The organism is Pseudomonas sp. GM102 (genome assembly GCF_000282555.1).
In the GTDB taxonomy this organism is placed as follows: domain Bacteria; phylum Pseudomonadota; class Gammaproteobacteria; order Pseudomonadales; family Pseudomonadaceae; genus Aquipseudomonas.
The window spans coordinates 81,156-94,267 of record NZ_AKJB01000047.1 but is presented as its reverse complement, the minus strand read 5'-3'; the positions used below and the strand labels follow the sequence as shown (position 1 = coordinate 94,267).

Below are 13,112 nucleotides of genomic sequence, written 5' to 3'. Positions count from 1 at the left end.
CACTCCCACACAAGTGGTGCCTGGTGCCTGGTGCTTAGTGCTGCAAAATCTTCGCGAGGAAGTGCTGTGTACGCTCGGCACGGGCGTTGATGTCGCCGAAGAACTCTTCTTTCTTGCAGTCTTCGATGATCTTGCCCTGGTCCATGAAGATCACCCGGTCCGCTACCTTGCGGGCGAAGCCCATTTCGTGGGTCACGCACATCATGGTCATCCCTTCGTGGGCCAGTTGCACCATCACGTCGAGTACTTCGTTGACCATTTCCGGGTCCAGCGCCGAAGTCGGTTCGTCGAACAGCATGACGATCGGGTCCATCGCCAGCGCACGGGCAATCGCCACACGCTGTTGCTGACCGCCGGAGAGTTGGCCCGGGTGCTTTTTGGCGTGGGCGGAGAGGCCGACGCGCTCAAGCAGTTGCAGGGCTTTTTTGGTGGCTTCTTCCTTGCCGCGGCCCAGCACCTTGATTTGCGCGATGGTCAGGTTATCGATGATGCTCAGGTGCGGGAACAGTTCGAAATGCTGGAACACCATGCCGACGCGCGAACGCAGTTTTGGCAGATTGGTCTTTGGGTCGGCGATGGAGGTGCCGTCGACCACGATGTCACCTTTCTGGAACGGCTCCAGCGCGTTGACGCATTTGATCAGGGTGGATTTTCCCGAACCAGACGGCCCGCACACCACGATCACTTCGCCTTTTTTGACCTCGGTGCTGCAATCAGTCAGTACCTGGAAGTCGCCATACCACTTGTTGATGTTCTTGATAGAGATCATACGGCAAACCTTTTTTGCAGACGCTTGACCAGCAGCGAGGCGGCAAAGCTGATTGTGAAGTACGTGAGACCTGCGAAGATCAGGAACTCATTGGAGCGACCGATGATGTCGCCACTGGCGCGCGAGGCATTGAGGAAATCCACCAGGCCGACCGCGTAAACCAGCGAGGTGTCCTGGAACAGGATGATGCTCTGTTGCAGCAGCAGCGGTGTCATCTTGCGGAACGCTTGCGGCAGGATGATCAACCGCATCATCTGGCCATACGTCATGCCCAAGGCTTGGGCGGCACCCATCTGGCCCTTGGGGATCGACTGTACGCCGGCGCGGACGATTTCGCAGAAGTACGCCGCTTCGAACATCATGAATGCCACGATGCACGAGGCAAATGCGCCGATGGGGGTGTCTTCGCCGGTGATCCAGCGCAGTACAAACGGCACCGCCAGGTAGAACCAGGTGATGACCAGCAGCAGCGGGATCGAGCGGAAGTAGTTAACGTAGGCGCCGGCAATGTTTGACAGCAGTTTGCTGTGGGACAGGCGCATCAGTGCCAGGATTGTGCCGAGGATGATCCCGCCGACCACGCCCAGAACCATCAGTTTGAGGGTCATGACCATGCCGTTCCACAAACCCGGCAGGGACGGAATGATGCCCGTGAAGTCGAATTCCATCATTTACCCCCTACGGAAATCAGGCCCGGTACGGCGACTTTCTTCTCGACCGCGCGCATCAGCAGCATCAGGCCCATGTTCAGCGTGAAGTAGATCAGCGTGGCCAGGGTGAAGGCTTCGAACAGGTTGGCGGAGAACTCGGCGGTCTGTTTGGTCTGCGCGAGCAGTTCCATCAGGCCGATCAGCGATGCCACGGACGAGTTCTTGAATACGTTCAGGAATTCCGAGGTAAGCGGCGGAATGATGATGCGGTAGGCCTGGGGCAGCAGCACATTCCAGTAGATCTGTGGCAGCTTGAAGCCCATGGCACGGGCGGCGGATTCCTGGCCGCGAGGCAGCGCCTGGATACCGGTGCGCACTTGTTCGCACACCCGAGCGGTGGTGAACAGACCCAGGCACACGACGACGCTGAGGAAGGCCGAGGTGGTCGGGTTGAGATCCTGCTTGTACCACTCCTGGATGTCCGCAGGCAGCAGGTCGGGCACCAGGAAGTACCAGATGAACAGCTGAACCAGCAGCGGCACGTTACGGAAGAGTTCGACGTAGCAGGTCGCGATGCCCGATACGATGCGATTCGGTACCGTGCGCATGACGCCCAGAATCGAGCCCAGCAGCAGCGCGATGATCCAGGCTGCGACGGCAATGGCGATGGTCCAGCCCAAACCGGAGAGGTACCAGTCGAAATAAATCTCGCTGCCCACGCCGGTGGACTTGAAGAACACGCCCCAGTCCCAGTTGTAATTCATTAGGGTCTCCCCTCGGATTCGTTCGATTTACAAATGCCCGCCTGGGGAAGCTCCGTTCCCGCCCGATCTTGAAGATCAGGCACACACGAGCGGCTCGACAGCCACCGGTTCGAGTGTTTCCAGAAATGCCAGCAGGGAGTGACAACCCCTGAAAGGGCAAAGGCTCTCTCAGGGGATAGGTTAGTCAGAAATCAGGATTTCTTTTCGTCAGCCGCTTTGTCGGTCGGATTGGCGATCAGGGCCTTGAGCTCTTCGCTCATCGGGAACATCAGGTTCAGGCCTTTTGGCGGAATTGGCTGCATGAACCATTTTTCGTAGATCTTGTTGATCTCGCCGGACTTGTAGGTCGCGACGATGGCGTCGTCGACAGCTTTCTTGAACGGCGCGTCGCCTTTGCGAACCATGCAACCGTAAATCTCATTGGACTGCGCAGTCCCGGTCACGGCCCAGTCGGTCGGCTTCTTGGCCTTGGCCATTTCACCGGCCAGCAAGGCGTCGTCCATCATGAAAGCCACGGCACGGCCGGTTTCCAGCATCTGGAAGGATTCGCCATGGTCTTTGGCGGAGATCACGTTCATGCCCATCTGCTTGTCGGCGTTCATCGACTTGAGGATGCGCTCGGACGTGGTGCCGGCGGTGGTCACGACGTTCTTGCCTTTGAGGTCGGCGAAGTCTTTGTATGGGGAATCTTTCTTGGACAGCAGTTTGGTGCCGATTTCGAAAATACCGACGGAGAAGTCAACTTGCTGCTGACGTTCGACGTTGTTGGTGGTGGAGCCGCACTCGACGTCCACGGTGCCGTTCTGCACCAGCGGGATACGGGTTTGGGAGGTCACCAGGTTGTATTTGACCTGGAGGTTGGGCATGTCCAGGTCTTTCTTGATGGCTTCGACGATTTTCAGCTGGATATCGTGGGAGTAACCAACCGGTTTGCCGGAAGCGTCCGCGATGTAGGAAAACGGAATGGAAGCGTCACGATGCCCGAGGGTGATGCTGCCGGACTCTTTGATCTTCTTCAGTGTGCCGGTGAGTTCGGCGGCGAAAACTGGAGTGCTAATCAGAGCGGCAGCAATGGCTGCGCCCAGGATATGGGGAACGATGCGCATCAAATTTTCCTCGACATTGTTTTTATATGGAGCCAGTTCATCGGCCCTTTTTGGTGCTTCGAATGCTTGCCGGCTCCTGAAGGGGTGGCGCAGCGTACATTCGTCCAAGAGTGTAGAGCATGACTCGTGCCAGGCCAGGCGATATAGGTCAAGGTATTGATTTATAAGGGTATTAAATATTTATGGCGCATTTTTTCACGATCAGTAATCCGGTTATCCGAATCGACTGACAAGTCGCGTTCGGAAAACCGAATGAATCCCCCTCAACCTGTAGGAGCGAGGCTTGCCCGCGAAGAACGATAACGCGGTGTTCCAGGCAGACCGCGGTGATCCATTCGCGGGCAAGCCTCGCTCCTACAGTCTTGCGGGTTATGAAAAAGCCCCTGAATCTTGAGATTCAGGGGCTTCGTTTTAACCGGATTCCCGATCAGGCCGCTTCGATCTTGCTGCGGTTCTGCTCGACCTTGTTCAGGTAATCCTTGAGCTTCTGCTGCTCGGCCGGCGTAGTGAACAGCCCAAGCTTGCTGCGGCGCCACAGAATGTCGTGGGCGCTGGTCGCCCACTCTTCACTGCACAGGTAATCGACTTCGCGGGTGTAGAGACCGCCGCCGATGTGTTCGCCCAGGTCGCTGAGGTTTTCCACACCTTCGAGCATGCGCCAGGTGCGGCTGCCGTAAGTGGTGGCCCAGCGCCGGGCGATTTCGGTGGGCACCCAGTCGAACTTGTCGCGGATCCGCGAGCTCAAGGCCTGCGGGGTGGTCATGTCTTCGCCGCCGGGCAGGGTGGCGCTGGCAGTCCAGCTCGGCTTAATGTGCGCGAAGTACGGGGCCAGTTGCGCCAGCGCCGACTCGGCCAGTTTGCGGTAAGTCGTCAGTTTGCCGCCGAACACCGACAGCAGCGGCGCTTCTTCGGCACTGCCCGACAATGCCAGGGTGTAGTCGCGGGTGACGGCCGACGGGTTGTCGGATTCGTCGTTGCACAACGGACGAACACCGGAATAGCTGTGCAGGATATCGTCGCGGCTGACTTGCTTCTTGAAGTGGGCGTTGACCACTTTGAGCAGGTAATCGGTTTCGCCTTCGGTGATTGCAACTGCGGCCGGGTCACCGGTGTACTCGCGGTCGGTAGTGCCGATCAGGGTGAAGTGGTTCAGGTACGGAATGGTGAACACGATGCGCTGATCTTCGTTTTGCAGAATGTGCGCGTGTTCGCCTTCATACAGCTTCGGCACGATCAGGTGGCTGCCCTGGATCAAACGGATGCCGTACGGCGATTCCATCTTTAGGTCGTCACGGATGAACTTGGCGACCCACGGGCCGGCTGCATTCACCAGCGCTTTGGCGCGGATCGAAAACAGGCTGCCATCGGCGCGTTCCAGATTCAGGTGCCACAGGCCCTTGGTGCGACGGGCACTGACGCAGCGGGTTTGGGTATGGACGTGAGCGCCTTTCTCGCGGGCGGCCATGGCGTTCAGCACGACCAGACGTGCGTCATCGACCCAGCAATCGGAATATTCGAAGCCTTTGGTGATTTCGCTTTTCAGTGCGCTGTCCGGGCCGAACTTCAGGCTTTTCGAGCCTTCGAGTTTTTCCCGTTTGCCCAGGTTGTCATAAAGGAACAGGCCGGCGCGGATCATCCAGGCCGGACGCAGGTGCGGGCGGTGCGGCAGCACGAAACGCATCTGCTTGACGATGTGCGGCGCCTTGGCCAGCAGCACTTCGCGCTCGGCGAGGGCTTCGCGCACCAGGCGAAATTCGTAATGTTCGAGGTAGCGCAGGCCGCCGTGGATCAGCTTGCTGCTGGCGGACGAAGTGTGGCTGGCCAGGTCATCCTTTTCGCAAAGGAACACCGAAAGACCGCGACCGGCGGCATCCGCTGCGATCCCCACGCCATTGATCCCACCACCGATGACGGCGATATCGTAAACCTCGGCGAGAGGGGGCGTAGGCAAGGTAGAAGTGGGCATCGGCTGGCCTCGGGTTTTTTGAATTTCTATATTTGAATTCGAACATTAATGTTCATTTGCGAAAATATTAGCCCATAAAGACGCCCACAGCCAGTGTGCTTCGATTGAAAATACTGATCGAAGGGCGGTTAAAGGAAAATTTTCGAACATTTAGGCGTGCGGCGGAGCACTAGAGGTGTGTTGCGAATGCGGCCGTCATCGCGGGCAAACCCGCTCCCACAAGGTTTGCGCAATCCTTGTAGGAGCCAGGCTTGCCGGCGAAGGCGTACTCAAGGGCGCCTTCGCCGGCAAGCCTGGCTCCTACAGGTTGTTTAACCACCTTCGGTGTTAAACAACCTCCAACCGAATCTTGTGCTGGCTCAACAACTGCGCCAAGGCCGGCGAAGGCTGCTGATCGGTGACCAGGCAATCGATCAGGCTGATCGGCCCCAGGCGAATCATGGCATTGCGCCCGAATTTGCTGGAGTCCGCCGCGAGGATTACCTGCCGGGCGTTGGCGATGATCGCCTGGGACACCCGCACTTCCTGATAATCGAAATCCAGCAAGCTGCCATCTTCATCGATGCCGCTGATGCCGACCAGCGCGAAGTCGACCTTGAACTGGTTAATGAAATCGACACTCGCCTGACCAACCACTCCACCGTCACGCCGCACGTTGCCACCGGTCAGCAGCACGTCGAAATCGTCCTTGGCGCTGAGCATCGAGGCCACGTGCAGGTTGTTGGTGATGATCTTCAGGTGGTTGTGGTTGAGCAGCGCCCGAGCGATGGATTCGGTGGTGGTGCCAATATTGATGAACAGCGAGGCGTGATCGGGAATCTGAGCGGCAATGGCTTCGCCGATACGCTGCTTTTCATCGCGCATCTGGTCGGCGCGCATGGCGTAGGCGGTGTTTTCGACGCTGGAGTCGTAGGCTGCGCCGCCGTGGTAGCGACGCAACAGATTCACTTCCGCCAGTTGATTGATATCGCGGCGGATGGTTTGCGGTGTAACGACGAACAGCTGGGCCATTTCCTCGATGCTGACATAGCCGCGTTCGCGGACCAGTTCGAGGATTTGCTGCTGACGGGGAGGCAGATTCATGGGGCTTCCTTTGGGCTGCCGTGCAAAATTTGCCCATGATGCCGGAGGAATCTGCTCCCTGCCAGTTAGAACCCGACCTTGGCTTATTCAGCACCCTCATGCGGTTCCCAGTCGCGAGTGCGGCTGACGGCTTTTTTCCAGCCTGCGTAGAGTTTTTCTTTCGCGGTTTCGTCCAGCGTCGGTTCGAACTCGCGCTCGATCACTGCCTTGCCGCGCAACTCGTCCAGGCTGCCCCAGAAGCCACACGCCAGACCCGCCAGGTAAGCGGCGCCCAACGCTGTGGTTTCGCGCATTTGCGGACGCTCGACCTGAGTGCCGAGGATGTCGGCCTGGAATTGCATCAGGAAGTTGTTCGCGACTGCGCCGCCGTCCACGCGCAGGGACTTGAGGCGCTCGCCGGAATCCTGTTGCATGGCGTCCAGAACATCGCGGGTCTGGTAGGCAATCGATTCCAGCGCGGCGCGAATGATGTGATCCACGCGTACACCACGGGTCAGGCCGAACAGCGCGCCACGGGCATACGGGTCCCAGTACGGAGCACCCAGGCCGGTGAAGGCCGGCACCAGGTACACGCCGTTGCTGTCCTTGACCTTGTTGGCGAAGTATTCGGTGTCGTGGGCGTCGTTGATTATTTTCAACTCGTCACGCAGCCACTGCACGGTGGAGCCACCGTTGAATACCGCGCCTTCCAGGGCGTAGGCCACTTCGCCACGCGGGCCGCAAGCGATGGTGGTGAGCATGCCGTGTTTGGATTTCACCGCTTTGTCGCCGGTGTTCATCAGCAGGAAGCAACCGGTGCCGTAGGTGTTTTTCGCTTGGCCTGGCTCGACGCACATTTGGCCGAAGAGGGCCGCCTGCTGGTCGCCGGCGATGCCGCCAATGGCGATGCCGCTTTTGGTGTGGCCGTAGATTTCGGACGACGATTTAACTTCCGGGAGCATCTCGCGCGGGATGTCGAGGACTTCCAGCATCTTCGCGTCCCACTCCAGCGTATGGATATTGAAGAGCATGGTGCGCGAGGCGTTGGTGTAGTCGGTGACGTGTACCTTGCCGCCGGTAAATTTCCAGATCAGCCAGCTATCGATGGTGCCGAACAGCAGTTCACCCTTGCGTGCACGCTCACGGCTGCCTTCGACGTTGTCGAGGATCCACTTGAGCTTGGTGCCAGAGAAGTATGGGTCGGTGACCAGGCCAGTGGTGTCGCTGATGTATTGCTCGTGGCCATCGCGCTTGAGCTGCTGGCAGATCTCGGTGCTGCGCCGGCACTGCCAGACGATCGCGTTGTAGATCGGGCGGCCGGTGGTCTTGTCCCAGACCACGGTGGTTTCGCGCTGGTTGGTGATGCCGATGGCCGCGACCTGGTCGTGATGCAGGCCGGCTTGAGCCAGGGCCTCGACCATCACGGCGCTTTGGGTGGCGAAGATTTCCATCGGGTCATGCTCGACCCAGCCGGCTTGTGGGTAATGCTGTGCAAATTCGCGTTGGGCGGTGCAGACCACGTTCGCGTCACGGTCGAAAATGATCGCGCGGGAGCTGGTCGTACCCTGATCGAGGGCAATGATGTAGTTCTTATTCTGTATGTCGGTCATGTCGATTGCCTTGGACGAAAATTAGGAAGTGAGGTCAGGCGCGGGACCACATGGGCAGGATCACGCGCCAACGGTTTCAAGACGTTCTTGGTTTGCCGTCAATGGCCGGTGTTGCATCCTTTGTAGCAGGTATGGCGCTGGGCAGATGGCGGGCAATCAGCCCGCGATAAGCTGCAGCGCCGAGGCAGGCACCGACAATCGGTGCAAAAATCGGGATCAGGAAGTACGGGATATCGCGCCCGCCGGTGAAGGAAATTTCACCCCAGCCTGCGAAGAAAGTCATTAGTTTAGGACCGAAGTCGCGGGCCGGGTTCATCGCAAAACCGGTCAGTGGGCCCATCGAGCTACCAATCACGGCAATCAGCAGGCCGATCAGCAACGGTGCCAGCGGCCCTTTGGGCAGGCCATTGTTGTCGTCGGTCAGCGACATGATCACGCCCATCAGAATGGCGGTGATGATCACTTCAACCAAAAAGGCCTGGGCTGTGGTCAGGGCAGGGTTCGGGAAGGTGGAGAACACCGAAGCCAATTCAAGGCTGGCCTGGGTGCCACGAACCATTTGGTGAGTTTGTTCGAAATCGAAGAAAAGGTTGCTGTACAGCGTGTAAACCAACAAGGCCCCGCAGAAGGCGCCGGCCACTTGGGAGAGGATATAGAACGGCAGTTTGCGCTTTTCGAAGTCAGCGAAAATGCTCAGCGCGATACTCACGGCAGGATTGAGGTGCGCACCGGAAACGCCGGCGGTGAGGTAGATCGCCATGCTGACGCCAACCCCCCAGATGATGCTGATTTCCCATAGCCCGAAGCTGGCACCCGCCACCTTGAGCGCGGCAACACAGCCAGTACCGAAAAAGATTAGCAGTGCAGTACCCAAAAACTCGGCCATGCATTGGCTCGAGAGCGACGGTTGTTGTAAAGCAGTTGTCATTGAAAACCTCGTTTTTGTTGTTGTCTGGCGCTTTTTCATCAAGGTCAAAGCGCGATTTTCACCGAGGAGGATCCCCATCCTGGGCTCGGCTTGCTGCTGGGTGCTGCAGTGAGACATTCGTACAGTATTCAGAATCGAAAAAATATAGACAAGAAACGCTGCTGTCAAAGGTCGAAAGTGAACTGTCAGTCACATTTCAACTATTAGTCACGTGAATGACCGCATCGTTCATCGGGCAGGCTGACCGTGGACGAACGGCCCAGAAGCCCGGCCAAGCTTTTGAAATAGCGTTGTAATAGAGCCTTTTATCGATCAATGACCTAGAATCTGCGCAGTATTTTTTCTTCTGCCGCCAAGCTTGGAGCTGCCATGACCCCCGCATTGGATTTGTTGAAAAAAGTTCGTGCCGAACATCGCGTGCACAGTTACGAACATGATCCGAAGGCCGCGTCCTATGGTCTGGAGGCCGCGGAAAAACTGGGGCTGGACCCGGCCCAAGTGTTCAAGACATTGCTGGCGGCCAGCGAAAAGGGGGAACTGTTGGTGGCAGTGGTGCCGGTCGTCGGAAGTCTGGACTTGAAGGCGCTGGCGCATGCTGCTGGCGTGAAGAAAGTCGAAATGGCCGATCCCGCCGCAGCACAGCGATCGACAGGGTATCTGTTAGGGGGTATCAGTCCGCTCGGGCAGAAGAAGCGCCTGCGTACCTTTATTGACAGTTCAGCTCAGCCTTTTTCCAGCATCTTCGTCAGTGCCGGACGGCGTGGTCTGGAAGTTGAGCTGGCGCCCGCCGTATTGGCCGAACACACCCAGGCGAAGTTCGCCGATATCGGTCGCGCCTGAGCAGAAGGCCTCGGGCGTTCAGCCCGGTGGTGTATGGTGAAAATTGATTCGCTCTGTCACTGGTGAAGGACTCTTCGTGGCTCCATGCTCGTCGACCTGAAAAAGGGAGAAGTGGCATGCAGCTAGAGTTTCATCAGGTCGACGCGTTCAGTGATCGGCCGTTCAGTGGCAACCCGGCGATGGTTTACCGGCTCGATACCTGGCTCGACGATGAGTTGATGCAAAAAAATCGCCGCCGAACACAACCTCGCCGAAACCGCGTTTCTGGTGCGTGAGGGTCCTGTCTGGCACATCCGCTGGTTTACTCCCACCACCGAAGTCCCGTTATGCGGCCATGCGACCCTGGCCAGCGCCTATGTTCTGTTTGAAATCTATAGGGAGCCGGCCGAACGTTTGGACTTTATCTGCAAGTCCGGCCCGCTGAGTGTCAGCCGTGAGGGCGCGCGCTTGTGGCTGGATTTCCCGGCCATCGTGCCGACAGAAGTGGGCGTGACCCTGGATGTCGAGCACGCCTTGGGTGTGAAAGCAGTCGATGTGTTGGGTTCCAAAGAATTGTTCGTGGTACTGGAGTCCGAGCAAGCCGTGCTCGATTGTCAGCCGGACATGGTTGCGCTGGCAAAACTGCCGTGGCCAGGCGCCATTGTGACGGACAAGGGCAACACGCATGATTTTGTATCGCGGTACTTTGCGCCAGCAATCGGTATCAACGAAGACCCGGTGACCGGATCGACCCACTGCAGCCTGATTCCGTACTGGGCGGAACGCTTGAGCAAGTCGAGTCTGACGGCTTATCAGTGCTCGGCGCGGGGCGGGGAGTTGTTTTGCCAGCTGGAAGGGGATCGAGTGAGTATTGGCGGGAATGCAACGCTGGTTGCGAGCGGCAAATTATTGCTCGGATGATTTTTTTGTAGGAGCGAGCGGTGCGGCGATCCGACTTGCCCGCGAAGGCGTCGTGTCAGTCGACATCATCATTGACTGACACGACGCCTTCGCGGGCAAGCCTCGCTCCTACAGATTCTGGTGTCAGCTGGCGGAGCTGTACCGCCGAACACCGGATTCGATCACCGGAATTTGCGCCGCCGTACTGCCGGACGCCTGGAACAACACCAGGTGTTCAGCCGCCACCCGAATACCTACTTCAGCACCGACCAGATGATCGGCATGACTCGGGAAAATCGACTCCAGCTGTGCGCCTGTAGGCAACTGCAAGCGGTACAGGGTTGATGCCCCCTGGAAGCTCTTGCCGACAATCTGTGTCCTCAGTGGGCTGTCCGGCGCATAGACGATATCGTCCGGACGCAACAACACATCCACAGCACAACCGATTGGCCAAGTGTAGGCACGGTTGCCGCGCAATTCACCCAACTCGGTCTGCACCGATTCCGGGCTGCTCAACTGACCGCGAATGAAGTAACCCTGGCCAATGAAACTGGCCACGAATGGCGTCAGTGGTTCGTGATAGAGGTTGTAGGGCGTGTCCCACTGCTCCAGGCGACCTTCCTTGAAAACACCGACATGGTCGCTGACCGCGAAGGCTTCTTCCTGATCGTGGGTCACCAGGATTGCACTGGTGCCGCGAGCCTTGAGAATGGCGCGTACCTCATGGCTGAGCTTGCGTCGTAGTTCGCCGTCGAGGTTGGAGAACGGCTCATCGAGCAGCAGCAGTTGCGGTTCCGGCGCCAGGGCGCGGGCGAGGGCGACACGTTGCTGCTGGCCGCCGGACAGTTCATGGGGGAAGCGCTTGCCGAGGTTTTTCAGATTGACCAGTTCCAGCAGCTCTTCGATGACCCGATCCTTTTGCGGATGCTTGCGGATCCCGAAAGCGATGTTCTCGGCCACGCTCAAATGCGGAAACAGTGCGTAATCCTGAAATACCATGCCGATCCGGCGTTTCTCCGGGGCGAGGGTGAAACCGGCGCTGGAGATGGTCTCGCCCGCCAGCTGGATTTCACCTTCATGCACCGGCTCGAATCCGGCAATTGCCCGCAGGGTGGTGGTTTTGCCGCAGCCCGAAGACCCCAGCAGGCAACCAATATCGCCGGCATTCAAATGCAGGTTGAGGTTCTGCACGACCCGCTGGTTTTGGTAACCGCAGGCCAGGTTGCGCAGGTTCAGCAGTAAGGTCTGGCTCATGCGTGGTGGTACGAAGGCGGGACCAGAAACTCAAGCAGGGCCTTTTGTGCGTGAAGACGGTTTTCGGCTTGATCCCAGGCCACCGAGCGCGAGTCGTCGAGCAGGTCAAGGCTGATTTCCTCGCCGCGGTGGGCCGGCAGGCAATGCATGAACAGCACGTCCGGCGCGGCCAGGTCGAGCAGGGCACGGTTGACCTGGAACGGTGCGAACAACTTCAGGCGCTTGGCGGTTTCCTCTTCCTGGCCCATGGAGGTCCAGACGTCGGTGCTCACCAGATGCGCGCCGCGCACGGCTTCCTGTGGATCGCGGATGATGGTCACCCGATCGCCGGCTTTAGCCACGAACTCAGGGTTGGGTTCGTAACCTTCCGGGCAGGCGATGCGCAACTGGAAGTCGAACTGGATCGCCGCTTCTATATAGCTGTTGCACATGTTGTTGCCATCGCCGATCCAGGCCACGGTCTTGCCTTGAATCGAACCGCGGTGTTCGAGGAAAGTTTGCATGTCGGCCAGCAACTGGCATGGGTGCAGGTCATCGGACAGGCCGTTGATCACCGGCACGCGGGAGTTGGCGGCGAATTCGGTCAGGGTGCTGTGGGCAAAGGTACGGATCATCACCGCATCGAGCATGCTCGACATGACGATGGCACAGTCGCCGATCGGCTCGCCGCGACCCAGTTGCGTATCGCGTGGCGACAGGAAGATCGCCTGGCCACCGAGCTGGATCATGCCGGCTTCAAACGAGATACGGGTGCGGGTCGAGGACTTCTCGAAGATCATCCCCAGGACGCGGTTCTTCAAAGGCTCGAACAGTACGCCGCGGTTACGCAGGTCCTTGAGCTCAACGCCTCGACGGATCACGCTGACCAGCTCTTCGGGCGTGCAATCCATCAGGGAGAGAAAGTGCCTTGCGCTCATCATTGACTACCTTTTTGCAACAGACCGCAGATACTCAAAGCCTTGTTTAACTGAAAAACGGGCGAGACCTGCGGCGTAAGCCGCACGGGGCGACGAAATAGGGGAAGGCGCGATATTGACATTAAATGTCGCGTTTTTCCAATGGGCTACGGTGTTTAGGGGATTTCAGAGGGGCTACGGGTGACCGCAGTAGCGCTTTTGAAGCCTGTTTCCTGACAGCAGCCAACCATTTGTACACCGCGCTCGCCGGGCTTGGCAATCAAACAGGGCGCGGGCGACACGCTGGCGGTCGGTTTTTGACCTGTCATTCGGGCCTTTGGCGGGCGTTGTGTCTTGTCCGAAACATTTGCTAAAGCAAAGTGCTGGG

11 protein-coding genes and 1 pseudogene are annotated in these 13,112 nt (G+C 58.4%); 2 read left to right on the top strand and 10 right to left on the bottom strand.

The window, feature by feature from the left end; genetic code table 11:
- Positions 1-34: 34 nt before the first annotated feature.
- The 8 genes from PMI18_RS19850 to PMI18_RS19885 form a co-directional block, all read right to left on the bottom strand.
- Positions 35-769, bottom strand: a complete 735-nt coding sequence (locus tag PMI18_RS19850) for an amino acid ABC transporter ATP-binding protein (protein ID WP_007898528.1) — start codon at positions 767-769, stop codon at positions 35-37.
- Positions 766-1,437: an amino acid ABC transporter permease gene (locus PMI18_RS19855; protein WP_033036199.1), complete on the bottom strand. Its 672-nt coding sequence runs from the start codon at positions 1,435-1,437 to the stop codon at positions 766-768. Before PMI18_RS19855 ends, PMI18_RS19850 begins: the two co-directional genes overlap by 4 nt.
- Positions 1,437-2,183: an amino acid ABC transporter permease gene (locus PMI18_RS19860; protein WP_007898526.1), complete on the bottom strand. Its 747-nt coding sequence runs from the start codon at positions 2,181-2,183 to the stop codon at positions 1,437-1,439. The genes PMI18_RS19855 and PMI18_RS19860 overlap by 1 nt, the downstream gene beginning before the upstream one ends.
- A 191-nt stretch (positions 2,184-2,374) precedes the next feature.
- Complete coding sequence (locus PMI18_RS19865; RefSeq protein ID WP_007898525.1) at positions 2,375-3,289, bottom strand: glutamate/aspartate ABC transporter substrate-binding protein; 915 nt, start codon at positions 3,287-3,289, stop codon at positions 2,375-2,377.
- A gap of 427 nt (positions 3,290-3,716) precedes the next feature.
- Complete coding sequence (glpD, locus tag PMI18_RS19870; protein ID WP_007898524.1) at positions 3,717-5,255, bottom strand: glycerol-3-phosphate dehydrogenase; 1,539 nt, start codon at positions 5,253-5,255, stop codon at positions 3,717-3,719.
- A 327-nt stretch (positions 5,256-5,582) separates the two neighbouring features.
- Complete coding sequence (locus tag PMI18_RS19875; RefSeq protein ID WP_007898523.1) at positions 5,583-6,338, bottom strand: DeoR/GlpR family transcriptional regulator; 756 nt, start codon at positions 6,336-6,338, stop codon at positions 5,583-5,585.
- A gap of 83 nt (positions 6,339-6,421) precedes the next feature.
- A complete protein-coding gene (gene glpK, locus PMI18_RS19880) occupies positions 6,422-7,927 on the bottom strand; it encodes a glycerol kinase GlpK (RefSeq protein WP_007898522.1) in 1,506 nt (501 codons plus the stop codon).
- Between the two features lie 76 nt (positions 7,928-8,003).
- Positions 8,004-8,855: an MIP/aquaporin family protein gene (locus tag PMI18_RS19885; RefSeq protein WP_007898521.1), complete on the bottom strand. Its 852-nt coding sequence runs from the start codon at positions 8,853-8,855 to the stop codon at positions 8,004-8,006.
- A gap of 369 nt (positions 8,856-9,224) precedes the next feature.
- Between PMI18_RS19885 and ybaK the strand changes: the two genes are divergently transcribed.
- Complete coding sequence (gene ybaK / locus PMI18_RS19890) at positions 9,225-9,695, top strand: Cys-tRNA(Pro) deacylase (RefSeq protein ID WP_007898520.1); 471 nt, start codon at positions 9,225-9,227, stop codon at positions 9,693-9,695.
- Positions 9,696-9,811: 116 nt separating this feature from the next.
- Positions 9,812-10,595, top strand: a pseudogene (locus PMI18_RS19895) (PhzF family phenazine biosynthesis protein).
- A gap of 123 nt (positions 10,596-10,718) precedes the next feature.
- Here the strand turns inward: PMI18_RS19895 and PMI18_RS19900 are convergent.
- On the bottom strand, positions 10,719-11,828 hold the full coding sequence (locus PMI18_RS19900; protein ID WP_007898517.1) for an ABC transporter ATP-binding protein: 1,110 nt from the start codon (positions 11,826-11,828) through the stop codon (positions 10,719-10,721).
- Positions 11,825-12,745, bottom strand: coding sequence for an ornithine carbamoyltransferase (gene argF, locus PMI18_RS19905; protein ID WP_033036197.1), 921 nt, complete (start codon positions 12,743-12,745; stop codon positions 11,825-11,827). Before argF ends, PMI18_RS19900 begins: the two co-directional genes overlap by 4 nt.
- Positions 12,746-13,112: the final 367 nt, after the last annotated feature.

What these genes read in the sequence shown, in the direction of transcription:
- PMI18_RS19850 (WP_007898528.1), bottom strand. Translation starts at nt 769, where the DNA reads ATGATCTCTATCAAGAACATCAACAAGTGGTATGGCGACTTCCAGGTA.
- PMI18_RS19855 (WP_033036199.1), bottom strand. Translation starts at nt 1,437, where the DNA reads ATGGAATTCGACTTCACGGGCATCATTCCGTCCCTGCCGGGTTTGTGG.
- PMI18_RS19860 (WP_007898526.1), bottom strand. Translation starts at nt 2,183, where the DNA reads ATGAATTACAACTGGGACTGGGGCGTGTTCTTCAAGTCCACCGGCGTG.
- PMI18_RS19865 (WP_007898525.1), bottom strand. Translation starts at nt 3,289, where the DNA reads ATGCGCATCGTTCCCCATATCCTGGGCGCAGCCATTGCTGCCGCTCTG.
- glpD (WP_007898524.1), bottom strand. Translation starts at nt 5,255, where the DNA reads ATGCCCACTTCTACCTTGCCTACGCCCCCTCTCGCCGAGGTTTACGAT.
- PMI18_RS19875 (WP_007898523.1), bottom strand. Translation starts at nt 6,338, where the DNA reads ATGAATCTGCCTCCCCGTCAGCAGCAAATCCTCGAACTGGTCCGCGAA.
- glpK (WP_007898522.1), bottom strand. Translation starts at nt 7,927, where the DNA reads ATGACCGACATACAGAATAAGAACTACATCATTGCCCTCGATCAGGGT.
- PMI18_RS19885 (WP_007898521.1), bottom strand. Translation starts at nt 8,855, where the DNA reads ATGACAACTGCTTTACAACAACCGTCGCTCTCGAGCCAATGCATGGCC.
- ybaK (WP_007898520.1), top strand. Translation starts at nt 9,225, where the DNA reads ATGACCCCCGCATTGGATTTGTTGAAAAAAGTTCGTGCCGAACATCGC.
- PMI18_RS19900 (WP_007898517.1), bottom strand. Translation starts at nt 11,828, where the DNA reads ATGAGCCAGACCTTACTGCTGAACCTGCGCAACCTGGCCTGCGGTTAC.
- argF (WP_033036197.1), bottom strand. Translation starts at nt 12,745, where the DNA reads ATGAGCGCAAGGCACTTTCTCTCCCTGATGGATTGCACGCCCGAAGAG.